Here is a 26,174-nt window from a genome sequence, read left to right as displayed (position 1 = left end):
ACATTATGTGCGCAAAACATGCAGCGTGCCGCTCAACAAAAGTGGACGTTCAACCGCAAGCGACTGGGGCGACCTGTTCTAGTCCTAAAATTACCAGCATTACCGCCGCAGGCACGTCTTCATCATGCTGCAGTTCTACGACGGCTTCTGCATCAGCAGATGATTGTTGTGGTTCAGACAGTGGAGAAGAAGACCGGCTACCCTTAACTGAGTCTCTTAACGCCCAATTTTCCAAAAGTTGGCTGGTCTCTGGAATGGACTGTCCAGCTTGTGCTCGAAAAATAGAAAAAGCGGTCAGTAACATCGAAGGTGTTATTGAAGCTAAAGTTTTATTCGCTACCGAAAAGCTTGTTGTTAAATTCGATAGTGAAAACCTTGCTGAAACCATCGAACAAGTCTCTATCAAAACGGGTTTCCCATTGACGGAAGTGGGTTCCAAGAAACAAAAACAACAACCAGAGACCTTTTGGCAAGCTCACATCCAACCTAATTGGCAAATTATAGCGATTGCAGTCTCTATGCTGATCGCCGCCTTACTTAAAAGTTCACAGCCTCAACTGAGCGAAGGTTTATTCGTCGTTACCTGTTTACTTGGGCTTTATCCTGTTGCTAAAAAAGCGGTTCAACTTGCCCGTTCAGGGACACCTTTTGCAATCGAAACACTAATGAGTGTCGCAGCTCTTGGCGCTTTATATCTTGGTGAAACCGCAGAAGCCGCGATGGTTTTATTGTTGTTCTTGATCGGTGAACGCTTAGAAGCTTTTGCCTCATCAAGAGCAAGAAGTGGTGTTCAAGCCTTAATGGCACTCGTCCCTGAGAATGCGACCAAGATTACTAACGGCGAACGTGTCGAAGTCGAAGTTAGCGATCTTGTTCCTGGCGATGTCATCGAAGTTGCGGCAGGGTCTCGTCTGCCTGCTGATGGCCAGCTAATCACCGATGCTGCAAGCTTTGATGAAAGTGCTTTAACGGGCGAATCTATCCCAGTTGAACACATCGAAGGTCACAACATCATGGCTGGTGCCGTGGTGGTTGATAAAGTCGTGCGTATTACGATTACTTCAAAGCAGGGCGAGAATGCGATTGACCGTATTCTACACCTGATAGAAGAAGCCGAATCTCGCAAGGCACCATTAGAGCGCTTCCTAGATAAATTCAGCCGTTGGTACACACCATTGATGATGGTTGTCGCGCTTCTGGTGATCATCACACCACCATTGCTGTTCGCACAGCCATGGGAAACGTGGGTCTATCGTGGTTTAGCGCTATTGTTGATTGCTTGTCCTTGTGCATTGGTTATCTCTACGCCAGCAGCGATTACCTCTGGTTTGGCAGCAGCTGCGAAACGTGGTGCGCTGATTAAAGGCGGAGCGGCACTGGAGCAGCTTGGTAAAATTCAAACCATCGCTTTTGATAAAACGGGCACATTGACGGAGGGTAAACCTCAGGTTACCGATATCCAACCTTTATCTGATTGGCAGCAAGACGCAATGCTACGCGTAGTCGGTGCAATTGAAGTGGGTTCTACTCATCCATTGGCGCAGTCACTGGTTGCCAAGGTCAAAGAGCTGAACATTGAGATTCCAGAATCTCAGAATAAGAAGGCGTTGATCGGCAGTGGTGTTGAAGGCGATGTTGATGGTGTTAAATACCAAGTTCTCGCACCGTCTAAAGTCACGTTCGACCTCGCTTCTGAAGTAGTGGCACAAGTTGAAGCCCTTGAAGGCGAAGGTAAGACGGTTGTTCTTGCTCTAGAGGTTAAGCATCAAGAAGAGCTTCAAGAGCCAGCAACTAACGTGATTGGTCTGATTGCTTGGCAAGATACCTTGCGTAGTGATGCGAAAGTTGCGATTGAACGACTTAACGATCTGGGCATTCAATCTATTATGCTGACGGGTGACAACCCGCGCAGTGCAGCCGCGATCAGTAGCAAGATTGGTATGCAATACAAAGCGAGCCTACTGCCAAGTGACAAGGTGACCTATGTTGAAGAGTTATCTCAACAGTCACATGTTGCGATGGTCGGTGACGGCATCAATGATGCGCCGGCGATGAAAACCGCTAATGTGGGTATCGCGATGGGTGGGGGAACCGATGTGGCTTTGGAAACGGCTGACTCAGCACTGACCCATAACCGCCTGACTGAACTACCAGCGATGATTGAGCTGTCGCAAGCGACCATGAATAACATCCGTCAAAACGTTGCTCTGGCGCTCGGTTTGAAAGGCGTATTCTTGGTGACAAGCTTATTGGGTATTACCGGTTTGTGGGTTGCGGTATTAGCCGATAGTGGTGCGACGGCATTGGTCACATTGAATGCATTGCGATTGCTTCGATTCAAATCTAAAGCGGATTAAGCACTTCTAGCTAATATCCAGTATTTTGATGCCAATAAACGCCTTTAGCCTTAATAAGCTAAAGGCGTTTTTTGTCTCATTAGTATGCAACGTAGGCGTATGGATTGCTTATTTTTGTGATGCCAATCGGTTTTTCGTGAAACTTGAAATCTTGTTGCGATCATTGGTGTGACGCGTGTCACTTCATTTTGTAATGAGCTTGGTTAGAGTGTGTTCGTACCCCACGAATTTACTATGAGCTTAAATAAGGGTAAAAAGCCCAATAAGCCAAAAGGAGCGAACTATGTCTCAAGCTGTTTTCCATTTAGGTGTTACTGAAGCAGATCTTAACGGTGCTACTCTTGCGATCATCCCTGGTGATCCTGCTCGTGTACAAAAAATTGCAGAAGAGATGGAGAATCCAGTATTTCTTGCTAGCCATCGTGAATATACACTTTACCGCGCAGAACTAGACGGCAAGCCAGTTGTTGTATGTTCAACAGGTATCGGTGGTCCATCAACGTCTATCGCTGTAGAAGAGCTAGCTCAACTGGGTGTTCGCACTTTCCTTCGTGTTGGTACTACTGGTGCTATCCAACCACACGTAAACGTGGGTGACATGATCGTTTCTACAGGTTCTGTTCGTCTAGACGGCGCTAGCCTGCACTTTGCTCCAATGGAGTTCCCAGCAGTTGCTGACTTCGAAGTAGCAACAGCAATGAAAGCGGCAGTTGACGAATCAGGTGCAACAGTTCACATGGGCGTAACGGCATCAAGCGATACGTTCTACCCAGGTCAAGAGCGTTACGACACGTTCTCTGGTCGCGTTGTTAAGCGTTTCCAAGGTTCTATGCAAGAATGGCAAGACATGGGCGTTCTAAACTTCGAGATGGAATCTGCAACACTACTAACAATGTGTGCAAGTTCTGGTCTGAAAGCAGGTTGTGTTGCTGGTGTAATCATCAACCGTACTCAAAAAGAGACGCCTGATCACGAAACGCTAAAAGTAACAGAAGCTCGTTCAATCAAAGTGGTTGTAGAAGCTGCTCGTAAAATGCTTTAAGTTTTAAAATGCATTAAGTCTGTTTCCAAGATTTAAAAATGGCCGCATCGAATGATGCGGCCATTTTTTATGGGGTAAAGAAATTAAAAGCATAGATAGTTGAAAGATGAAAATAGAGCGAAACAGACGAATAGGCGGAGAACAAAAAAGGCGAGTGACTTAATCGTCATTCGCCTTTTTAAATTTACTTAAGAGCGTTGAGCTCTCAAGAGTCTATTGGTTTTTAGCACTCTAAATCTTCATCACCACCGGCTGCGGTAAACCATGCCGTTAGATGTGTTTTCAGATCTTTCAATTCGTCAGGACCAATCAACGCAAGGCCAAGGTCTTCTGCTCGTGTGATGTCATTATGACGAAGAGGGCGGAAGCTCACTAGCATGGCACGTGCTTGTAGGCCGCCTAATAGGTCTCTCAGCGATTCCAGCTTGTACAAGGTGTCATCACCATCATCACGCATGCCTTTGGTCTTACATTCGATGATGTGCAGCTTATTGTTCACGACAGAAGCAACATCAAGCTCATTACGAACCTCACGCTCACCTAATTGGCGGTAAACTTGAACATTCAAAGAACGGTCTTGGATGGTCGGCATGTCATCTTGGATTTGTTTAACTGTGCTGTGAACCAGAGTCTCTAGCCATTCACCGTTTGAGAAACGTCGTGCATCTTCATTGGCAAACGTCAAAATACCATTGTCATAAGTGGCAATCTTCGCTTCTACTAAATCACTCAGTAGCATGTTGAGTTCACGGTAGCCTTGTTGTTTTTCAGACAAGCCGACATCGAGCTTCTGTTCTTTACGGCAGGTTGTTGCAAGGTAGTTCAATGTTGCGAGGCCTGGACCTAACTCTAATGCGTTACTTGCCCAACGTTCACCCAGTTCATACAGTTTCTGGTCAAGTTGCGGAGACAGCTGTACATCGCTGAATTCACCACGAGCACCAAACACCGTTAGGTAGTCGTCGATGGTAATACGGTCTTGTACTTGTGCGTCTTCTTTACCACTTGGGTATAACCAGCACAGCTTGTCACTGTTCGGTTCAACCACAAAGATTGGCCAGTGGTAAGTGCGGAACACTTCGTACACAGAAAGTAGGCGGTGACGAAGGCCACAACTCGCGTTGAGTTTCACTTCTTCTCCACGAGCTTTGAGGTCTTCGGCAAGGTTTTGGATAGAGGCTTTAATCGCAGATGTATTTACGAGGGTTGGAATCTCGAAAAACTCACTGGTAATGTCGCGCTTCTGTAAAACGCTGTCTAAGCGTTGGTACATACTGACTTGATTCTTGTCGCCGATAAACACGATATGAGTGCTGATCGTTCGGTTATCGAGTAGTGGGGTGATCAAGCGAATGGGGTCTTGATCGATAATGCCAACATGAACAGCCATATAAATTCCTTAATAGCGGCTCGCTCATAAAGGTGAAAGAAAAAAACGGGAAGCAGCAAGCCTTAATAATCATATAATGACAAAGATCATAAAAAACAAGGGCAACCCTTGATAAAAGTTGCCCTTGTTCAAATAGTTACCACTATTGGGTAATAAGTCCCAATATTTTCACTAAATATCTATCAATTTCTCAGCTACCTATAGCTTGAATTGATGAACCAAATCACCTTGCTGATTTGCCAGAATCGTTAGGTTTTGGCTCGCTTCTGCAATCGATGACATTGCTTGATAACTTGCATCTGCAATGTGGTTGATGTCTTCGATGTTGCGCGCGATATCGCCAGAAGTTTCACTCTGCTCAGCGGCTGCTTGAGAGATGTGTGTACTCATATGGCTGATCTCTAGAATCAATGCTTGGATTTCTTCCATGGCACTGTTTGCGCTTGAAGCTTGTTGAACCGACATGTCCATGTCGCTCATACAACTTTCAATCACGTTGCTTGCCGTTTTCGAGCTTGATTGCAGATTACTGATCATGGTCTCGATTTCAGACGTTGACTGTGTCGTCTTCTGTGCAAGCACTCGAACTTCATCGGCAACAACGGCAAAACCACGACCTTGTTCACCGGCACGCGCCGCTTCGATCGCTGCATTCAGAGCGAGTAGGTTGGTTTGCTCGGCAATCCCGCGGATAACATCGAGAATAGAACCAATCTGGCTACTCATCTGTTGCAGCTCACCTACCGCACCTACAGATTCGGTCAAGCGAACCTCAAGTTGGTTAATGGTGCTGATGTTGGTGTTCATGATTTGACGACCAGATTCAGAAGCCGATTCCACTTGTTGAACCATGGTTAAAGAGCTTTGCGCACTGTTTGCCACTTCTTGTACTGAATGAGACATCTCTGTCATCGCAGTCGCGACGGTTGCCGTTTGTTCGCGTTGGCTGTTCAGTTGAGCCTGTGTTTCTGTAGAGGTTTTTTGGTTTACGCTTGCAGTCTTCGTTAAGTCATCGGAAGCGTCATTCAGCTTCACCAGAATATTGCGTAGATTGTCGGCCAAGGTGTTGATGTGACGGCTCACACGGCTGAATTCGTTGTCATAACGAATATCGATACGCTGAGTCATATCGCCTTCAGTCAGGCCTTCTAATGTGCCTAGAATACGAGTTAATGGCTCTCTTACACTGTGTGCAATGTGGTAACCAATCGCGGCTGCAAATACGGTAACAACAATACCAATCGCAATTGCGTTGAATAGGCCTTTGTCGTAGATGCTACTCGCGTCAGCTAAAGATGCGTTGAGTTGCTCTTCAGCAGTCACATTGAATGAATCCAATACCGCCATTGCTTGGTCAACTTCAACGGCTAGGTTTGCGATGTTGACGTACAGCGCTTGTTTCGCTTGCAGGTAGTTGTTGTGTTTATCTAGTACGCCGCCTTTCTGGCCTACGTCTTTGGTGAATTTCTGAACCGATTCATCGAAGACATTTTTAAGCGCAGGCAGTTGTGTCGCTAAACCACGGTATGCGTAATTTAGGTGAGTCACGGCCTTCTTGTTTTGGTTCACGGCTTTTTGCACGAATGCCACATCAGAGCTTGCTAGCGCATCTGAAGTGATAACCTCAGCGTCTTGCAGTTTGATGAAGTAGCTTTTCGCCATTACTTTTACAGAGATGCTTTTTTGGTCGGCAACGTACTCTTTCATTCCAACTGTTAATTCAGAATGTAAGCGCTGAAAATCACGCGATGCTTTTTGTACTTGCTCTTGTGCTTCGAACATTGCCACATAGTTGGTCATCGCTTCTGCGGCTTCAGTAAAGTAGCGCTCTTCCATGGCTCTTAACTGAGTAACACGCTCAACGAGAGTGATGTTGTCTTCACTCGCGGCTTCTAATCTTCCTAATACTTCAGAGAAAGCGTCTTGTGATTCGGCAAATGTTGAACGCATTGCAGCCATACGTTCAGCGTTTTGTGTGGTTAAGAAGTCTTTGAATGACTTATCAGCAGAGAGCAATTGGACACTTGTTTGATTTGAAAGCGCAACAAGCGGCAATGAGGTTTCTGAGACACTCTCAAAATTGCTGTGTATCTGATTCATGCTGTTCATCATGATGGTTATCGTGACTGCGAACATGATGATGATCAGTGCGAAACCAGCGTACATACGCTTGATCACAGATCCCTTCATGGCTTTCTCCCTAATAAAAATGCAGACCTAATGTCAGGTCAAAGTAAAACTAACAAAATTGTCAGCATTCTATTGAGCTCCGCTTACGCATTTTATGACGCACACGTCAAAAATAACGCTCAGTTATAACCAATATGCCATTCTTGAGAGCTAAGACTCGTTTTCTTTGATTTGAACGGTGTTTTTTATTATGCTTTAGAGCAGATTTATTGTGGTTTGATGCGGCATAGCGCATACTCAAAGCATTAAAAATTCAATGTTTTATCGGAGAGAAACATGGCTGAAGAAACCATTTTTAGTAAGATCATCAATAAAGAAATCCCAGCAGATCTGCTATACCAAGACGACTTAGTAACGGCATTCCGTGATATTAACCCTCGCGCTCCTAGCCATATCCTAATCATCCCAAACAAGCTTATTCCTACAACCAACGATGTTGAAGTGGAAGATGAAGCAATGATGGGACGCATGTTTACTGTTGCTCGTAAGTTAGCAAAAGAAGAAGGCATCGCAGAAGATGGTTACCGTCTTATCGTGAACTGTAATTCTCACGGTGGCCAAGAGGTTTACCATATTCACATGCATTTAGTGGGTGGTCGTCCGCTTGGCCCTCTTTTAATGAGCTAATTAAAAGGCTAATGCGCTAACGAAAAAGTTAATGAGCTCGTTAATACAAGTGAATGGGTTAACTAACATAAACAGCCAGTTGGAAAATTTGTTGTTTGTATGCCAACTTTAAGTTTTATCTGTTGTCTGAATATCGGCATCACCTAGGCAGAGCTAAATTAAGCAGGTAACAACTTGCCTGAGATCCTTTTAACAACAGGTTTCGTTTTGATAATGAGACTAGGGTCTGTTGATCTTTCGAGCTGATTTTTGCAGCACTTTGTGGGAAATTTCTACAAGGCAGAGGCTTTGAAGTGTAGCTAGTCTACATGAGAAGCTGATAACGCAGTAGAAATGAACCACAAAGACTGCCCGAAGGGTTCGGCTAGAATCGTTTTATGCTTTGTTAAGAAGTATTAACTTAGAATGACTAGGCTATATACTCCTTGCCGCGCCTAAAACGATTCTATCTCGAACAAAATTTAACCACGAAAGGTCAGCAGACCCTAACAAAGTTGGCATTTTAAACATGCACGGAGACGATAAGTGAAGCAACAGTTAAGATTCGCTTCCATTGCCCTATTATCGGCGTTGACCGCGGGTTGTGCGAGTATGTCTGCAGGTAGCCTGTTCAGTCATTACAGCGCGCAAAACAAAGATATCTATCAAGCAGTGAAATCTGGGGATTATTCAGAGGCTCAACAAGAGTTACCAGATTACGCAGCGGGCGATATCCTTGATAACTTTGAAAGAGGCAGAATTAATCTGCTGGATCAAAAATACCCTGAGAGTAAGTCTTCGTTTGAATTGGCTGATCAGGCAGTAAAAGATCAACAAAACAAAGCCGTGATTTCTATTTCAGACAGTGCAACCAGTGTGGGTGCGTTGGCTGTGAATGATAATATTACCGAGTATGTACCGCCTGATTACGAGTTAGGCTTTCTTCATCTCTATCTCGGTTTAAATTATCTCAAGAAGAACGATTTAGAAGGTGCGGTGATCGAAATGCGTCGCGCCAACCAAGTTCAAGAACAAGCGAAGAAGCAACGTGAAGCTGAATTAGAAAGTGCAGCCAACGATGCGAAGAAGCAGGGTTTGTCTGCCAATGTGGGTAGTATCCTTGCGAATTACCCCGACGCGGGTAAAAAGCTGCAGTCAGTACAGAACGCGTATCTGATGTTTTTATCGGGTCTGCTTTATGAAGCATCAAATGACTTAAACAGCGCCTATGTAGATTATCGACGTGCTTTGGCCGTGATGCCAGAGAACCAAGAAATTATTGATAGAACCATGGCAACAGCCGCTCGTTTAGGAATGCGACAAGATTTAGCGACACTTGAAAAACGCTACAAACAATCGTCTAAGATTGGCAGCGGTCAAGGCCGTGTGATTGTGCTGCAAGAGCAGAGCGCGGTTCAAGCCATGGACAGCTGGCGTTTAGATTTACCTATTTATGACAGTCGCGATCAAGGGGCAATATATTCTCTGGCGCTGCCATATTATCCGAGCCAAAACGTAGAGCGTTTTTCTGCCTTACGAATCAGTGGACAACCGTTACAAGAACACTTGATCACGGATGTAAACGCAATGGCTCAAAACGATTTATCTGAGCGCATGACGAGTATTGTTATTCGCCAAGCACTGCGTGTCGTCGCGAAAGATCGCATTCGTAAAGAAGCGACCCAAGGCAACGATGTCGGTAACATTCTGTTCAATGTTTGGAATACCTTTACGGAACAACCAGACACGCGCAGCTGGCAATCTTTACCCGCAGAGATCAAGAGCAGCACGTTTGTAGCAAATAGCGGTCAATATACGTTAGAAGCGGGTGCTAGAACGTATGACTTTGATATTAGAGAAGGGCAGACCACCTTGGTTTGGATTTCTCGACAAGGCAATAACGCAACAATGTGGCATAAACAGCTAGGGAGGCTGTAATGAAAAAGTGGTTAGTGAGCGTAGCAGCGGTCATCGCTCTGGCTGGTTGTGCTGATAACACAGCAGGCGTAAGGGTTGATAGCCTAACTCAAAACGTATTCTTTGGTGACAACGTGCTAGGCAGTCGACTTGTGGTTGATGATATCCGCACTGATCAAATTGATGGTCACACAAGAGGTATTGTGCGTTTAAACAGTAACTATAAAGGCGATCAACATATCCTTTATCGTTTCTACTGGTACGACGATGCTGGGCTTGAGGTCAACTTAAAGCAAGGCCCTTGGAAGCAAGCGATTGTTCGTGGCTTTGAAAGTATTTCGTTGTCGGAAGTGTCGGTAAACCCGAAAGCAACTCAGTTCCGAGTTCAGTTCCGAGAGCAGTAAGCTCTACGAGAATAGACATAGTTAAAGTGAGCTCGAGTTAATATCGATTCGGGCTACAGAAAGCGGATTCATTGATTCGCTAATATAAGAATTTAAGAGTGAGGGTAACCCCGCTCAGTGATAAGTTGAGGAAACAAAATGAAAAAGAGTGTCATTACGCTACTAGGTTTAGCGGTTATTTTAGGCGGTTGTTCAAACAAGGTAAGCTACGGTGATGCACAAGCAGTAGAAACCACAACAATCGATTTCGGTTCAACAGATCTTCAAACGATTGCTGGCGAAATGGTCGATAGCATGATGGCTTCTGGTTCTGTTTCTTACATCACACGTGAGCAGCGTCCAATCGTATTCGTAGAACGCATTAAGAACAAAACCAGTGAGCACATCGATACTGAGTCAATCACAGACACTATCAGTACTAAAATGCTGAACTCTGGTAAGTTCCGTTTCGTTGATATGGACCGTGTAGAGTCTGTTCGTGACCAACTGAACTTCCAAAACAACGATGAGCTTGTAAACCAAAGCTCAGCAATCCAGTTCGGTAAAATGGTTGGTGCTCAGTACATGCTGTACGGCAACCTATCAAGCATCGTTAAGAAAGACGGTAGCGATGAAGACGTATACTACAAAATGACAATGCGTCTAATGGATCTTGAGTCTGGCTTGATTGAATGGGCTGACGAGACTGAAATCCGTAAGCAACAATCGAAGAGCCTACTGGGTCTTTAATCTCGCTTACTTGCCAACCAAACGCAGCCGGTAAAGACAGCGTTTGATTTGGTCACACGCCAATGCAGTACATGATGTGCTGTTAATAAAAGACACTGGCTTTTGGTCAGTGTCTTTTTTGTAGGGAAATGGAAACGTTTATAGGGAATGAGCAATGGCAATTTTTTCTTGGGCTGAGGCTAAGCTTCTTGATACCAGTTTGAGTTCGCTGGATGGTTACTTTTCTGAACCACGGGTTAGAGCACAGACGCTGACAGGCGGTTTGACCAATCGATGTTGGAAGTTGGTGTTAGCCGATGGCACTGCGTATGTTTGGCGTCCAATCACACCGATCACCAAAGCCTTCTTTATCTCTCGTCATGAAGAGTATCAAGTGCTCTCTGCAATTGAGCGGCTAGGTATTGGGCCAAGTCCAATAGTGGTCAATGAGCAAGGCTTATTGGTTGAATGGATTGCGGGTGAGACTCTTTACGAAGGCTTAGAGCTTGAGGATTTGTTGAAGACGCTGATCTCGGTGCATTTGGTTAATACCGCGCGATTGCCGCTCCAACCGTTCAGTTTCACAGCGCGAGTCGATCATTACTGGCTTCAACTTGATGCGATTCATAAGACTGAAATCTGCACCAAGATTTATCAAGAGTGGCGGGTGGCTCCAAGTATCCCAAGTGTTGACCTGTCTTTGTGTCATTTTGATCTCGGTGGCTATAACCTTGTGAAGAACCAAGGTGGGATTAAGATCATTGACTGGGAGTACGCGGCGCTAGCAGACCCTAGGCTCGACTTGACCTTAACGATTGCGGCTGCTGAGGTGCCAGTTATCGAAGCGGTTAATAAGTACTGCCAGCTAAGAGGCATTCATGATGTTCAGCCTTGGCTTGATGGTGTAGAGGCTTGGTTGCCTCGAAGTCGAATGATGGCCATGTTGTGGTATTTACTGGCACATCAACTCTGGGGCGATGAAAGTTATCTGCGTGAAGCTGAGTTATTGAGTCACACTTTCTGTAGCTAGGATCACGTTTAGGAAGTGAAAAATATAATTTCGTTGGTGTTCCCTTTAAAACCTTATTTTTCATGTTAGATTAATTAAAACGTACCAATATTCAACAGGGAGGTACTAATGATTATTTATCTACATGGCTTCGACTCAACTAGCCCGGGCAATCACGAAAAAATACTGCAGTTGCAATTCATTGATGATGACGTTCGTTTCATCAACTACAGTACTTTGCATCCAAAGCACGATATGCAGCATCTTCTTAAAGAAGTGCATAAAGTGATAGAACAATCTGATGATCCACATCCCATTATCTGTGGTGTTGGTTTAGGGGGTTTTTGGTCAGAGCGTATTGGTTTCTTATGTGGGATTAAGCAGGTGGTTTTCAACCCTAATCTGCAACCAGAGAACAATATGGTGGGTCGAATTGACCGTCCTGAAGAGTATGAAGATATTGCGACTAAGTGTGTCGCTCAGTATCGTATGAAAAACAAGGGACGCTGTTTGGTTGTGTTGTCTCGTGAAGATGAAATTCACGACAATACGCGAACGGAAGCTGAACTTGGCGATTACTACGAGGTAATCTGGGATGAAAAAGAGAGTCATAAATTTAAAAAGATCTCTCAACATCTTCAAGCAATGAAAGCGTTTAAAAACGCCTAATTCACCCTTCTATTTTATAAAAGCAGCACTCATTTGAGTGCTGCTTTTTTACATCTGAATCCTAGAAACTGGCATTGATAAAACAGTTGTATATGTTTTATCGATGAGTTTACGCATTTATCGATAAGCTTGCGCAAACGTTAACTAATTATCCCCGAATCCTCATTGAGGGTAAGGATTTTTGTTGCGGTCATCTTATTGCTATATATAATGTTCCCAAGCAAAATATTTTGATAAATATCAAGAAAAATTGAGAGCGAGTGATAAAACTTGCCCATTATTTGTGCTCTACCTCTCAGGTAGTCACCTTTTTTATCCACGTGAGCAAAGCAACAAGCCAATGTTTGTTGCTTGTAATCCCTCTAACTACTCGGTGAGCTGTCGTTATTCTTTTTCGCGGTTATCCTATTTATAACAGCCTTCGCATTTAAGGCCGAGTAGATACATAGAATTTATCGGTTGGAGTAATCGAGCCGAACCCCATTTATTCATTTTGTAGAGGATTGTCATTGTGACAAAAATTATCGTAGTAGGCGGTGGTGCTGGTGGTTTAGAACTAGCAACTAAGCTAGGCCGCACTTTAGGTCGTAAAAAACGTGCCCAGATTACTCTGGTTGACCGTAAAGCAAGCCACCTATGGAAACCATTACTTCATGAAGTAGCAACAGGTTCATTGGACGAAGGTGTTGATGCATTAAGCTACCGCGCACATGCAAAAAACCATTACTTCGATTTCCAAATGGGCAGCCTGAACGACATCGATCGTGAGCGTAAAGTGATTGCACTGAGCGAACTGAAAGATGATCACGGTGAATTGCTGATGCCAAGCCGTGAACTGGAATATGACATTCTAGTGATGGCAATTGGTTCAACGTCAAATGACTTCAACACTCCTGGCGTTCGTGACAACTGTATTTTCCTTGATAGCCCAGAACAAGCTCACCGTTTCCGTACGGAAATGAATAACCAGTTCTTAAAACTTCACGCTAAGAACGGTCAAGGCACTGTGGATATCGCGATTGTTGGTGCTGGTGCGACAGGTGTAGAGCTTTCTGCTGAACTGCACAACGCTGTGAAAGAGCTTCGAACTTACGGTTTTGGTGATCTAGATTCAAGCAAGCTGAATGTTAACCTTGTTGAAGCGGGTGAGCGAATCCTTCCAGCTCTACCACCTCGTATTTCGAGCGCAGCGCATTCTGAGCTAACTAAGCTTGGTGTTAACGTGCGTACTAACACTATGGTGACTCAGGCTGATTCTGAAGGCCTAACAACCAAAGATGGCGATAAGATTCCAGCGCAAATCATGGTTTGGGCTGCGGGTATCAAAGCACCAGATTTCCTGAAAGATATTGGCGGTCTTGAGACTAATCGTATCAACCAATTGGTTGTGAAAAATACACTGCAAACCACGCTTGATGACAACATCTTTGCTATCGGTGACTTGGCACAATGTACACAGGCGGACGGTTCATTTGTACCACCTCGTGCACAAGCGGCTCACCAAATGGCAAGCTGCGCATTCAGCAACATCATTGCTAAACTGAACGGTCGTGACCTGAAAGATTATGTCTACAAAGACAAAGGCTCGCTTGTTTCACTAAGCCGTTTCTCTACGGTAGGTAGCCTGATGGGTAACCTGACTAAAGGCTCAATGATGGTCGAAGGTCGCATTGCTCGTGTGGTATACATCTCGCTGTATCGAATGCACCAAGTCGCGCTTCATGGCATCATCAAAACGTCATTAATGATGTTGGTAGGCCGAATCAACCGTGTGTTGCGTCCAAACCTAAAGCTGCACTAATTACTTGGTGATTTTCTGCGAATAAAAAAGAGCTCTTCGGAGCTCTTTTTTGATCGTGTCGATGATGTGCTGTTTATGCTTACTAAAGAACTAAAGAACTTAAGAGGTTGGAGGTAACACGGAATAAACCACGCCGTCTTTTGGCTTGCCGTTAAAGATAAAACGGTTCTTGGCAATGGTTTCACGCTCTGCGCCACACTTCTCAATCAGCCTTTGGCTTGGTAGGTTTTCTGTATCGCAAACAATCTCTAAACGCGTTAGTTTCAGTTGGGCAAAGCAGAACTCAAATAAGGTCAACATCGCTTCTTTCGCGATCCCTTTCCGTTGAAATTCGTCGCCAACCCAATAGCCTAAACTTGCCATATTGAAGGTATGGTAAAGCTCATTGATTGCCACCATTCCAACCAGCTGATTGCTGTGGCGTTCAAAAATACCAAATCCAAATGCGTCTGCTTTTACCCAATTTAAGCGGGTAGCCAGAATGAATTTCTCGGCTTCTACAATAGAGAACGCATCGTGGCACCAGTCTACCCAGGGAAATAAGCTAGGGGATGTTTGGATCAACCGAGAAAACTCTGGAGCGTCTGTCGCTTCAATAATTTTGAGGCTGAGGTGTTGAGTATTTATCTGGAAGTCAGGGCTCATAAGAAATACCGAATTACATGTAAGTACTGAATAAAAGATTCAGTACAAAATAAAGATAGATAGCACTTAATAAAACGCCCTCACTAGGAGGGCGGTTTGAATTGTTTGTGTAATTATAGCCGAATCGGCAAGTAACTTACTGAGCTACACGTCTAACTTGAATCACCATGCCCAGAAGTGGGTGATCAAGGTAGTGAGTTTCTGTACTACGCATACGACGCTTTTGATCCATGCGGTAGCTCTTAAGGAATTCTTCTACCTGCACTGTCGGTGAGATCTCAGTTAAGTTGCCCACTTGAACATTGCTGTCTGCACCGCTTACTGGTGTGTCTAACTCAATAGGCTGTTCTTTCAGAGTCACTTCACGAACGCTTGGCGCTTTTAAATCTAGTGTGGTTTCAGCGTATAGGTAATGCTGTACGTAGATCTGTAGCTTACCGTCTAGTTCGTAGAGTGGCTTATCAATGGTCTCTTCTTTGAATCCATCGGCACTGCCTGCGGTGATAGCACCTTTTTCAGAACCATCTGCATTGAAATCTTTAGAGAAGTCTTTGCCTGCTTGAATATGGAAAACAGGTGCCGAGCTCTTACCTTGGTCGCCTTGACGCCAAGCGGTATGCATCAGAACTTCAAAGCCAGCGTGCTTGCGCAGTTTGTCTTTCTGAGGCGTTAGCTTGTACTCTGAGTAAGGCAGCATTTGTACGCCTTTCTTTGAGCGGTATTGGGTATCTTGAAATGAACCAACGCGCTCAAGTGAAATCTTCGGCTGAGTGTTCGGCCAAGACTCGTTGACTTTTTCTGCATCAACTGCGCGCTTGAAAATGATCACTTCTATATCAAATTGTCTCTGAGCCAAACTTGGCAGTGAGACGAACAATAGTAGCAGTGGGATCAGTCTTTTCATTTTTACTCCGTCTTCCAGCCGCTGTTACGGCTGGATAATTTATATGTGCAGTGGATTGGGTTTTATGCCGAAGGCAGCAAGTTCTGTCTGAATTCGCCCAATAAATCACTAACAAATTGAATTCGTTTCCGTCTGTCTACCAATGGTATCGTAAACTTGAACTTTGTTGGTCCTTCCATTGAAAACTTTTGCGGTTGGGATTGCAATAGTTTAACAAGGTAGGCCGGGTTTATGTCAGCATCTGGGTAGAATTCTAAGAATCCGCCCTTGTCGTGAGCTTCAATTTTCTTCGCCTTAATCGACGCAGCGGCTAATTTTAGCTCAGAAACTGATAATAAGTTCTTGGTTGCATCAGGAAGACTACCAAAGCGGTCGATCAGCTCAACTTTTAGCTCTGCCAGTTCATCAGTGTCACTTACGCTCGCAATACGTTTATAGGTCGATAATCGAGTATTGATGTCTGGGATATAGTCATCTGGCAATAACGCAGGTAGGCGCATTTCTATCTCAGTTTGCTCACGCAACAGATCATCAAGAGAAGGTTCTCGACCTTCTTTCAATGCTTCAACGGCCTGCTCAAGCATTTCCATGTACAGCGTAAAGCCAACCGATTGGATCTGACCACTCTGCTCATCACCCAACAGTTCACCCGCGCCACGAATCTCTAAATCGTGAGTCGCTAGGGTAAATCCAGCGCCCAGATCTTCCAAAGAGGCGATCGCATCTAATCGCTTGATGGCGTCTTTGCTCATCGCTTTCGGGTGCGGTGTTAGCATGTAGGCGTAAGCTTGGTGGTGTGAACGACCCACACGACCACGTAATTGGTGCAGTTGCGCTAAACCGAGATTGTCGGCTCTATCCATCAAGATGGTATTGGCTGTCGGAACATCGATACCTGTTTCGATGATGGTAGTACATACCAACAGATTAAAACGCTGATGGTAGAAGTCATTCATGATGCGTTCTAGTTCGCGTTCTCGCATTTGTCCATGAGCAACGGTGACACGAGCCTCAGGTATCAACTTCTGTAGAGACTCGGCTGTTTTTTCAATGGTGTCGACTTGGTTGTGCAGGAAATAAACCTGACCACCACGCATGATTTCACGCAGTACCGCTTCTCTTACTACCGCATCGTCACTCTCGCGAACGAAGGTTTTTATCGCTAAGCGTCGTGCTGGTGGCGTTGCGATGATCGACAGATCGCGCATGCCACTCATCGCCATATTCAGCGTTCGTGGAATAGGCGTTGCGGTTAGCGTTAGGATATCAACATCAGCACGCATCGCTTTCACTTTCTCTTTCTGACGTACACCAAAGCGGTGTTCCTCATCGACAACCAGCAAGCCAAGGTCTTGGAATTTGATTTCACTAGAAAGCAGTTTGTGAGTACCCACCAAGATATCAACCTTACCGTCAGCGACATCTTGCATGATTAACTTCTGCTCTTTGGCTGATTTGAATCGAGACAGAACCTCGACACGAATTGGCAAGTTGGCGAAACGGTCTCGGAAGTTTTCAAAGTGCTGCTGAGCAAGTAGGGTAGTCGGTACTAGCACCGCGACTTGTTTGTCGTTATCGGTACACACGAACGCGGCACGCATTGCGACTTCTGTTTTACCAAAGCCCACATCACCACAAACCAAGCGGTCCATGGCTTTTGCTTGGCACATGTCAGACATCACTGCATTGATTGCCATCGCTTGGTCATCGGTTTCTTCAAACGGGAAGCCCGATTTGAAGGTCGCGTATTGACCGCGGTCCAATACAAATTTGTAGCCAGGTTTGAGCTCACGCTTAGCGTAAACATCAAGTAGTTCTGCGGCAACGTCACGGACTTTCTCAGCAGCGCGCTTGCGAGCTTTCTGCCATGCTTCGCCACCGAGTTTGTGCAGTGGTGCAGAATCTTCAGCACCACCTGAATAACGGCCAATCAAGTTCAGAGAAGCAACCGGCACGTATAACTTGGCATCGTTTTGATACTCAAGTGTCACGTATTCGGTTTTCATGCCACCGGCTTCGAGTGTTTGCAAGCCGATGTAGCGGCCAATACCGTGGTCAATGTGAACAACTGGTTGACCCGGTTTAAGTTCCGCTAAGTGACGGATTACGGTATCGCTGTTAACGCTTTTCTTATCTTTCTTGCGACGCTGTACAACGCGATCGCCTAATAAATCACTTTCACAGATAAGAGCGATGCTTTGCTCTTCCTGGATAAAGCCGTGTTCAGCCGAACCTAATATGAGGCTGAACTTGTCTTTGGCTTTAATGGCCGCATCCAGGTTTTCAACTTCACTTGGTCGTACTTTAATGCCACTGAGTAATTCACTCAGCGCTTCACGGCGACCTTCAGACTCAACCGAAAAAACCACTTTGCCATCGAAGGCTTCCGTGAATTTTCTGAGATTGGCCAGAGGCTCTTTGTTTTGATGCTGAACACTCAAGTCTGGCAGTGATGCAACCGGCAGGTTGATGCGGCCAGCTTTTTCTTCAATCGTGTCTAAGCTCAGGTTCACTTGTGGTTTTTGCTTAAAGTGAGCGAACAACTCATCTTTTTTCAACCATAATTGCTCTGGACTCAGCAGGGGTCTTAATGGGTCAACACCACGCTGTTCGTATCGGTAGTCAACGTCGGTAAGGAAAGCATCAACAGCTGTTTCTACGTCACCAAGAACCAAGAGTTGCGCTTCATCGGCAACGTAATCGAATAAGGTTTCGGTGTGGTCAAAAAACAGCGGTTGCCAATATTCAATACCGGCAGGCCACGTTCCTTTTGAAACCTGCATGTAGACAGATTCTGGTTCACGGCGCGCATCGAATTGCTGACGCCAGCGAATTCTGAAATCTTCGATTGCGCTTTCTGAGGTTGGAAACTCGTGTGCTGGCAGTAAACGGATCTCAGAGATGTCTTCGATAGAACGCTGGTTTTCAGGATCGAAAGTACGGATCGTGTCGATCTCGTCATCGAAAAAGTCGATACGATATGGATCTTTGCTGCCCATCGGGAACAAGTCGAGAATTGAACCTCGGCTCGCATATTCACCCGGGCCAAACACTTGGTCTACGTAGCGATAGCCTGACTTTTCGAGTTGAAGGCGTAGCTTTTCCAGCGAGTAGAGGTCGCCGGTTTTTACCATTAAGGTATGCTGCAACAAGAAGTCACGCGGCGACTGACGCTGTAGTAGCGTGCTGATCGGAACGATCGTGATGCCATCTTTTAACGTTGGCAGTGCATAAAGTCGGGCGATACGGTCAGAAATAATCTCTTGGTGTGGTGAGAAGCTGTCATATGGCAGTGTCTCCCAATCAGGAAATAGCGCCACTTCATGTGACGTAAATTGCTCAATTTCTGATTGAAGCTTGAGTGCGATCTGAGGATCGGGCACTGCAAGTAAAGTATGGCTGTTATGTTGCTCGGCGAGTTTAGCAATAGCAAGCGCGAGAGATGAACCAACTAGGTTACCGATGTGTTTTTTATCACCGGCGCCTTTGAGCTTAGGTAGTGTAAAAATGGATTGTTTTGTCATGTCTATTTACTTGTTATCTCGTTCTAGAGAGCGTTGACGTAAGAGCTTTTGTTGTTGATGAAGTGCAGCCTTGATCAGCAAGTCTTGGTCAGTATCACGAAGATGAGCATATTTAAATTTGATTTCGAAGCCTGAGTCTTTAGGTTCGCTAGCGAAGACTTCCGCGTAACAATAGATAGCGGCCGCAGGGTGCTCGATGAAGAGCTTGGCTTTAACTAAGCGACCCGCTTCTATATCTGTTTTTGAAAAACAAGAGAACTGACTCGCGCCAAATGAATAAGTGTGGGTACGAAATTGTTCATCATCTTGTTGCGATAACATAAAGCTCAACAAGAGGTTTAATTTAGAGTTCTGTGCATCCAATAAACTGATGACATTCTTCAAGTCGCTGTTTTTCAGTTCGTTGCGAGCACTGTCGGCTAATAGGTCCAATTGGCTAAACTCACTTGCCACAACAAAAGGGGCAGGGATCTCCGATTCGAACTGAATTTGAGAAGGTAAAGCGAAGTTACTGTCCATTGTCTCAATATTAGCGGTAAGGCTGTGGTGAACGGTGAAAAACTCTTGTTCTGTCATGCGTTAGTTCCTTGAAGTGATCTATTGATTATCGCTATGTGGCCGCAGTAATCAAGGTCAGTTAATTGAAAGTCTCAAATAGTTGTTTGAAAGTTGGCTATTTGACAAGGTTCTGTTTTTCAAGCCTAACTAATTGAGTTAATTCACTCTATATTTTCAATTAACCCCTACACAGTAACGGCAATACCCGTTACATTAACCCGCATCTCCTTTAGATGGTTCAAAGTATGTTTCATCCTATTTCATTGTTTGTTGGCCTGCGTTATTTGAAAGGCCGTTCAGGTGATCGCTTTAGCCGTTTTGTTTCTTATATGTCGACGGCCGGAATCACCATTGGTGTGCTGTCTTTGGTTACTGTTTTATCGGTAATGAATGGATTCGAAGCGCAGTTAAAAGACCGAATTCTTGGTGTACTTCCTCAAGCCGTTGTTTACGAGCAAGGAGGCACAACGTCACTTTCTGCTCAAGCGCCTAGCTTTGCGGAGCAAATGTCGCTCAATGGCCACGTTGAACCTATTGTTCGCAGTGAAGCGGTGATCCAAAGCCCAGCTCAGTTATCTGCGGGTCTGTTAATCGGTATTGAGCCCAATTCCGATGACCCTCTTCAGAATCACTTAATTGCTGGCAGGCTGTCTTCACTTCAAGCGGGTCAGTATCAGCTTTTCCTTGGTCATACCTTGGCAAGAAACTTGAAAGTGTCTATGGGTGACAAAGTTCGATTAATGGTCACCAGTGCCAGCCAATACACACCATTAGGTCGTATACCTAGCCAACGAAATTTCACCGTAGCCGGTATTTTTAATACGGGTTCGGATATAGATGCGCAGTTGATGGTCACACACATTCAAGATGCAGGGCGTTTGATGCGTTATAAGTCTGATACGATTTCAGGCTGGCGACTGTTTTTTGATGACCCATTTGAAGTCGCAGATTTATCGAACACCCCGTTACCGGAAGGTTGGGTGTGGAGCGATTGGCGTGACCAACGTGGAGAGCTTTTCCAAGCTGTTCGTATGGAAAAAAATATGATGGGCTTGATGCTGGGGCTGATTATCGGTGTTGCGGCGTTTAATATTATTTCTGCGCTGATCATGGTGGTGATGGAGAAGCAATCCGAAGTCGCTATCTTAAAAACGCAAGGCATGCGTGATGGTCAAGTCATGGGTATCTTCATGGTTCAAGGTGCAAGTAGTGGTGTGATAGGTGCATTATCTGGTGGCATTCTTGGCGTGATTCTAGCATCGAACCTCAATACTATTTTAGAGGCGATGGGTGTTGCTCTGTTCTCATTTGGTGGACAACTGCCAATATTGATTAACCCAATCCAAATTGCGGTTGTTGTGGTTTTGGCTATTGCACTTAGCCTTGTTGCGACTGTATTTCCTTCTTATCGTGCATCTTCTGTGAAACCTGCTGAGGCCCTTCGTTATGAGTAATTTTCTTCAATGTAATGATATCCGTAAAACGTACCGCGAGGGTTCGTTGGATACCGAAGTCCTCAAAGGTGTCAGCTTCGAAATAGAAAAAGGTGAGCTGGTTGCAATCATTGGTACCTCTGGTTCAGGTAAAAGTACGCTATTGCATATTTTAGGGGCATTGGATGATGCTTCCGACGGCAGCGTGAGTTTTCTCGGGCAGGACTTAGCGTCTTTGAGTTCGAATAAGCAGGCGAAGCTTCGTAATCAACACCTTGGTTTTGTATATCAATTCCATCATCTTCTTTCGGATTTCTCGGCGCTTGAAAACGTAGCGATGCCGTTGCTAATTGGTGGTGAAAAGCCTGCTAAAGCAAAAGAAGAAGCACAGCGTTTGTTGGATAAAGTAGGGCTAAGTCATCGTGTTGACCACCGACCTTCGGAGCTTTCTGGTGGTGAGAGACAACGTGTGGCGATTGCGCGAGCTTTAGTTAATAAGCCGGCTTTGGTGTTGGCGGATGAACCGACAGGTAACCTTGACCACAACACGGCACTATCTATTTACGATTTAATGCGTGAATTAAACCGCGAATACGATACCGCTTTCTTGGTTGTAACCCATGATGGTGAACTTGCGGGCAAGATGGATCGCCAACTGCACATGCAAGACGGTTTACTGGTTAACGTAGAAAAAGAGGAGAGCTAAGTGTTTTCTTCTTTATCTCTATTAATAGGCGGTCGATTTAGTCGGGCGAAACAACGAGACAAGATGGTTTCGTTTATCTCTCTGTCTTCGACGATCGGTATTGCTGTCGGCGTCGCGGTGATCATCATTGGTTTATCTGCGATGAATGGCTTTGAGCGTGAACTGCAGTCACGAGTACTTTCTGTTATCCCACATGGGGAGTTCGAGGGAGTCAATGAACCTGTAACTCGTTGGGAGCATGTAATCGAACAAGCGATCCAGCATGATGATGTTGTAGCGGCGGCACCTTATGTGAAAATTACTGCGCTTGCCGAAAAGGGCAAAGAGCTAAAAGCGATTGAAGTCCGAGGTGTTGACCCACAACTTGAGCAACAAGTATCGAGCCTATCGAGTTTTATCGATAAGCAAGCTTGGAGCGCGTTTAAGGCAGGGCAACAACAGATTATCTTGGGTTCTGGCGTGGCCAATGTACTCGGCGCAAAAGTCGGTGATTACCTGACTCTGATGATCCCTACGGTGAATGGGTCGGTGAAAGTTCAAGCACCTAAACGTGTTCGAGTCAAAGTCGTTGGCTTGCTGACGCTCAACGGCCAAATAGATCACAGCTTGGCTCTAATCCCGATTGGCGATGCGCAAATCTACGCAAACCTAGGCGATGCAGTGACAGGGGTTTCTTTAAAAGTGACCGATGTGCTGAACGCAAACTCGATTGTGCGTGAAGTGGGCAACCAACTAGATGTATATGTGTACCTGCGAAGCTGGCAACAGAAGTTTGGTTTCTTGTATCGAGATATCCAGTTGGTTCGCACCATCATGTATCTAGTGATGGTACTGGTTATTGGTGTGGCTTGTTTCAATATTGTCTCGACGCTAATGATGGCAGTAAAAGACCGAGCATCAGAGATCGCAATATTAAGAACCATGGGCGCATCGGACGGCCTTGTGAAACGCATTTTTGTTTGGCAGGGCGTATTCTCAGGTGTGTTAGGTAGTTTGGTGGGCAGTGCAATAGGCGTGTTAGTCGCGCTTAACCTAACCACGATTATCAAAGGGCTTGAGAAGCTTATTGATCACCAATTTTTGTCCGGTGATATCTATTTTGTCGACTTCTTGCCTTCGCAACTCGATATGACAGATGTGGTTGTCGTTTCTGGAACTGCTATTGTTCTAAGCCTACTGGCTACGTGGTACCCAGCATCACGAGCGGCTAAGTTGAACCCAGCATCGGTGCTTAGTTCGAAGTAATGCTCTAAGTAATACGCCATGGCATGATTTGCTATGTACAACCGACACAAACAAAAAAGGATCCCTGATGGGATCCTTTTTTATTGAATTCAAACTGCATTTCTTACGACTTTGGTTACATACCAATATTGCAGAGAGCCGATATTGTTCTGATTTCTCATAGTGTGAGTTTCAATTCACCCACACCCAACGATAGTTTCAGTACCTTGCTTGTCGTTTCTTCCAGCTTCTTACGACTGAATAACGCCATAACCCGCGAATACCAAAGTAGCCAATCATCGCAGAGATAACACCACAAATCAGACAACCTAATAGGAATGGAGGTCCGATGGTGCTCATTTGCGCCAAGATGAAATCCCAAGACAATTCAAAATGGAAAGCTTGAGGCGGCACATGCATAACAAACGCGCCTACTTTATAAGCAAAGTAGAACAGCACCGGCATAGTCACGGGATTACTGATCCAAACCAGTGCGACAGACAGCGGTAGGTTAACACCACATGCAACCGCAAGGCCTGCAGACATAATCATTTGACTTGGTAAAGGGACAAACGCCATGAATAACCCAACAGCGAACGCACCAGCCGCAGAGCGACGATTAAGGCACCATAAGTTGGGGTTGTACAAAACATTGCCAAAAATTTTCAATGCTTTCTGACGCTTGATGAGCTCATGGTCAGGCATAAATCGTTTGATAAACTTTCTTGGCATAGGAGGAAGCTACTCTCTTGTTTAACACTTGGTTCTTAATTTCATTTGCTGCGACAGTTGTGTCTGCCAGCTTTTGGCCTGTGATGCCACATTGGGTTTGGGCATCATTAATGCTGTTGTTACTTTTCGCATTAATAAAGTATAGCGTTTTCCGGTGTGCAAGAGGTCCAGTAACTGCATTGATACTAGTTATCTGCCTTGGAAATGCAATCGAAATACAAACGAGTCAGTTATTTCAATCTGGCCAGAATATTACCATAAATGCTTCGGTTGTTAGCCTTTTTAGTGAAAATAGCCATGGTTTTGAAAGCGTAATAGTAGTTAGATCAATTGGCGGCGAAAAATTAATCTTTCCACAATTGATAAAATTGCGGTTGTTTACCCCTTTCAAGCTAACGCTTGGAGATAAGGTTCATCTCTCGGTGTCAATGAAGCCGGTTTTTGGAAAACTCAACGAGGCCGGGTTTGATTTAGAAAAGCATCTGTTCAGTGAAAGAATCGTCGCTAATGCTACCTATCAAGCGGGAACAGGCTTTAGCATTCATTCTAGTACAAACTTTCGCGCTCGATGGTTCGAAAGGACTTTGACAACGATCAATCAGGTGGATAACTCTGATCTGATTGTGGCGTTGAGCTTTGGTTATAGAGAATTCATTCAATCACAGCGCTGGGATTTGCTTAAGAGCAGTGGGCTTGTTCACTTAATGGCGATCTCAGGGTTACACATTGGCATTGCTTTTGGAATCGGTTACCAATTGGGGAGAGTCGTTAGGTTAGGGGCATCGCATTTAATTTGGCTTCCGACTGTATTTGGTCTTGGGCTCGCGTATTTTTATAGTTGGTTTGCAGGGTTTACTTTACCAACACTTAGGGCGCTAACCATGTGCATCATTGGGAGCTATTTCCTTTGGCGAGGTCAAAATATCAATTTGATTCGATATGTGGCCTTGAGTCTCTGTGTCGTGTTGTTCATTTGGCCATTTTCGGTACTTTCGAGTAGCTTCTGGCTCTCATTTGGAGCGTTAGCAGCCGTTCTTTATATTGCTTCTAATACTCATCTTTCTTCTTACAAAAGCCCTCTACTCACAAAACTCTTCGTGCTATTTAAAATCCAGTTAATGCTGACGTTGTTATTGGCTCCTTTTTCAATGCTGTTCTTTCAAGGGTTTAGTTTGGTCTCGGTGTTATACAACTTTTTCCTGCTGCCTTGGGTTTCGATAGTGACGATTCCTTTGCTGTTTTTAGCGATGTTTATCAGCTTAATATTTGAATCCATCTGGGCAGAGGACAATATCGTTGGTTATTTGTGGACTCTGGTGGATCTATCGCTCACACCCGTTGTTTTCGCTCTGCCTTTCTCTGAACGTTTTTGGGTCACGGTTGATGATGAACTCGTTGCTTTGTTCGTGTTTTTCATTTTTCTATTAAGTCTTTTACGTCATTACTTTCATCGTAGAATGATGTTTTTCGCCAGTGCTGTATTTGTTTTATGGTGGGAATTTGGAAAGCTGAAACCAGAAGTATTGAGAGTCGATATCTTGGATGTTGGACATGGTTTGTCGGTTGTTCTTCAAAAAAATAACCAGATTGTTGTTTATGATCTTGGTAATGCATGGCCGGGCGGTTCTGTGGTTGAGTCGTTATTGATACCTACGATAGAAAGAAGGGGAATAAAGGAAATTGATGGGGTGATTATCAGTCATTTCGATTCTGACCATGCAGGTGGGTATCAGGCATTACTTTCTCACTATAAGCCTAAATGGATACGCGCCAGCCAAAGACTTAAACCTCCAGTCTCGCTCAGTAGTCACTCTACGTTTAATGATCAAGCTTGTGTGATTGGAGAGTCTTGGCGTTGGCAAGATGTCGAATTTGAGGTGTTGTGGCCGCCCCAAAGTGTTGAGAGAGCATATAACCCTCATTCATGTGTTGTCCGTATCTATGAGCCAAGCACTGAGTTTTCGATGCTTCTTACCGGAGATATTGAATTGGTCAGTGAGTGGTTACTTGCACGCGAAGCTACGCGACTCAAAAGTGATGTAATGCTGGTTCCTCATCATGGTAGCTCAACCTCTTCTATTGCTCGATTTATCGAGGCTGTTTTTTCGCAGTTGGCTATCGCTTCATTGTCTAAAGGAAACCAGTGGGGTATGCCAAGCCAATCTGTCGTAGAACGTTATCGAGAAGCCGGAAGTACGTGGCTAGATACGGGTGAAAGTGGACAAATAACCATCACTACCAGTAAGGAAGGTTGGAAATATCATACGATTAGAGAACATCAGGGGAGGCAGTGGTATAGGCAGATGCTCCGTAAGGGAGTAGAATAGATAGATTATTGTGAGAAAATTAAGCGAT

General features: G+C 44.9%; 20 protein-coding genes. 13 read left to right on the top strand and 7 right to left on the bottom strand.

Features of this window, described 5'->3' with window-relative positions:
* Positions 1-5 precede the first annotated feature (5 nt).
* Both BCT49_RS00525 and udp read left to right on the top strand, forming a co-directional pair.
* Positions 6-2,357 (top strand): zinc/cadmium/mercury/lead-transporting ATPase, encoded by a 2,352-nt coding sequence (locus BCT49_RS00525; RefSeq protein ID WP_102433725.1) that lies wholly within the window; start codon positions 6-8, stop codon positions 2,355-2,357.
* 283 nt (positions 2,358-2,640) lie between these two features.
* Positions 2,641-3,399: a uridine phosphorylase gene (udp, locus tag BCT49_RS00520; protein WP_004736272.1), complete on the top strand. Its 759-nt coding sequence runs from the start codon at positions 2,641-2,643 to the stop codon at positions 3,397-3,399.
* Between the two features lie 223 nt (positions 3,400-3,622).
* On the opposite strand, the gene BCT49_RS00515 is transcribed toward udp, so the two are convergent.
* Together BCT49_RS00515 and BCT49_RS00510 are read right to left on the bottom strand one after the other, a co-directional pair.
* Positions 3,623-4,789, bottom strand: coding sequence for a DUF1887 family protein (locus tag BCT49_RS00515; protein WP_102433724.1), 1,167 nt, complete (start codon positions 4,787-4,789; stop codon positions 3,623-3,625).
* 198 nt (positions 4,790-4,987) lie between these two features.
* Positions 4,988-6,979, bottom strand: coding sequence for a methyl-accepting chemotaxis protein (locus tag BCT49_RS00510; protein ID WP_102433723.1), 1,992 nt, complete (start codon positions 6,977-6,979; stop codon positions 4,988-4,990).
* A gap of 276 nt (positions 6,980-7,255) precedes the next feature.
* Between BCT49_RS00510 and hinT the strand changes: the two genes are divergently transcribed.
* The 7 genes from hinT to BCT49_RS00470 all read left to right on the top strand — a co-directional run bounded on the left by hinT (position 7,256) and on the right by BCT49_RS00470 (position 14,093).
* Positions 7,256-7,606, top strand: coding sequence for a purine nucleoside phosphoramidase (gene hinT, locus BCT49_RS00505; RefSeq protein ID WP_004736268.1), 351 nt, complete (start codon positions 7,256-7,258; stop codon positions 7,604-7,606).
* A gap of 525 nt (positions 7,607-8,131) precedes the next feature.
* A complete protein-coding gene (locus tag BCT49_RS00495) occupies positions 8,132-9,523 on the top strand; it encodes a COG3014 family protein (protein WP_102433722.1) in 1,392 nt (463 codons plus the stop codon).
* Positions 9,523-9,906 (top strand): YcfL family protein, encoded by a 384-nt coding sequence (locus BCT49_RS00490; protein WP_102433721.1) that lies wholly within the window; start codon positions 9,523-9,525, stop codon positions 9,904-9,906. Before BCT49_RS00495 ends, BCT49_RS00490 begins: the two co-directional genes overlap by 1 nt.
* A 138-nt stretch (positions 9,907-10,044) precedes the next feature.
* Entirely contained in the window at positions 10,045-10,635 is a 591-nt protein-coding gene (gene lpoB, locus BCT49_RS00485; RefSeq protein ID WP_102433720.1) for a penicillin-binding protein activator LpoB, read from the top strand.
* Between the two features lie 154 nt (positions 10,636-10,789).
* Entirely contained in the window at positions 10,790-11,644 is an 855-nt protein-coding gene (locus BCT49_RS00480) for a phosphotransferase (protein ID WP_102433719.1), read from the top strand.
* 108 nt (positions 11,645-11,752) lie between these two features.
* Entirely contained in the window at positions 11,753-12,292 is a 540-nt protein-coding gene (ycfP, locus tag BCT49_RS00475) for an alpha/beta hydrolase YcfP (protein ID WP_017107632.1), read from the top strand.
* A 511-nt stretch (positions 12,293-12,803) separates the two neighbouring features.
* Complete coding sequence (locus tag BCT49_RS00470; RefSeq protein ID WP_102433718.1) at positions 12,804-14,093, top strand: NAD(P)/FAD-dependent oxidoreductase; 1,290 nt, start codon at positions 12,804-12,806, stop codon at positions 14,091-14,093.
* Between the two features lie 99 nt (positions 14,094-14,192).
* Here the strand turns inward: BCT49_RS00470 and BCT49_RS00465 are convergent, their stop codons facing one another.
* The 4 genes from BCT49_RS00465 to BCT49_RS00450 all read right to left on the bottom strand — a co-directional run bounded on the left by BCT49_RS00465 (position 14,193) and on the right by BCT49_RS00450 (position 19,742).
* Positions 14,193-14,738, bottom strand: coding sequence for a GNAT family N-acetyltransferase (locus tag BCT49_RS00465; protein ID WP_017107634.1), 546 nt, complete (start codon positions 14,736-14,738; stop codon positions 14,193-14,195).
* Between the two features lie 136 nt (positions 14,739-14,874).
* Positions 14,875-15,642, bottom strand: coding sequence for a peptidoglycan binding protein CsiV (locus tag BCT49_RS00460; RefSeq protein WP_017109953.1), 768 nt, complete (start codon positions 15,640-15,642; stop codon positions 14,875-14,877).
* 62 nt (positions 15,643-15,704) lie between these two features.
* The gene (gene mfd, locus BCT49_RS00455; RefSeq protein ID WP_102433717.1) at positions 15,705-19,166 is read right to left on the bottom strand and encodes a transcription-repair coupling factor; all 3,462 of its coding nucleotides are present in this window, start codon (positions 19,164-19,166) and stop codon (positions 15,705-15,707) included.
* 6 nt (positions 19,167-19,172) lie between these two features.
* Positions 19,173-19,742, bottom strand: a complete 570-nt coding sequence (locus BCT49_RS00450; protein ID WP_102433716.1) for a PilZ domain-containing protein — start codon at positions 19,740-19,742, stop codon at positions 19,173-19,175.
* Positions 19,743-19,969: 227 nt separating this feature from the next.
* On the opposite strand from BCT49_RS00450, the gene lolC reads away from it, so the two are divergent.
* The 3 genes from lolC to lolE are packed head-to-tail and all read left to right on the top strand — an operon-like array spanning position 19,970 to position 23,108.
* Positions 19,970-21,178 carry a lipoprotein-releasing ABC transporter permease subunit LolC gene (lolC, locus tag BCT49_RS00445; RefSeq protein WP_198595797.1) on the top strand — a complete coding sequence of 403 codons (1,209 nt, stop codon included), beginning with the start codon at positions 19,970-19,972 and terminating at the stop codon, positions 21,176-21,178.
* Entirely contained in the window at positions 21,171-21,863 is a 693-nt protein-coding gene (gene lolD / locus BCT49_RS00440) for a lipoprotein-releasing ABC transporter ATP-binding protein LolD (protein WP_017083246.1), read from the top strand. The genes lolC and lolD overlap by 8 nt, the downstream gene beginning before the upstream one ends.
* Entirely contained in the window at positions 21,864-23,108 is a 1,245-nt protein-coding gene (gene lolE / locus BCT49_RS00435; RefSeq protein ID WP_102433714.1) for a lipoprotein-releasing ABC transporter permease subunit LolE, read from the top strand.
* A gap of 198 nt (positions 23,109-23,306) precedes the next feature.
* On the opposite strand, the gene BCT49_RS00430 is transcribed toward lolE, so the two are convergent.
* Positions 23,307-23,819, bottom strand: a complete 513-nt coding sequence (locus tag BCT49_RS00430; protein ID WP_102433713.1) for a DUF2062 domain-containing protein — start codon at positions 23,817-23,819, stop codon at positions 23,307-23,309.
* Between the two features lie 215 nt (positions 23,820-24,034).
* On the opposite strand from BCT49_RS00430, the gene BCT49_RS00425 reads away from it, so the two are divergent.
* Entirely contained in the window at positions 24,035-26,146 is a 2,112-nt protein-coding gene (locus tag BCT49_RS00425) for a DNA internalization-related competence protein ComEC/Rec2 (RefSeq protein ID WP_372166549.1), read from the top strand.
* Positions 26,147-26,174: the final 28 nt, after the last annotated feature.

It is taken from the genome of Vibrio lentus (assembly GCF_002875945.1).
GTDB classification, from domain to species: domain Bacteria; phylum Pseudomonadota; class Gammaproteobacteria; order Enterobacterales; family Vibrionaceae; genus Vibrio; species Vibrio apostichopi.
This window is presented reverse-complemented; position numbering and strand designations above follow the sequence as displayed.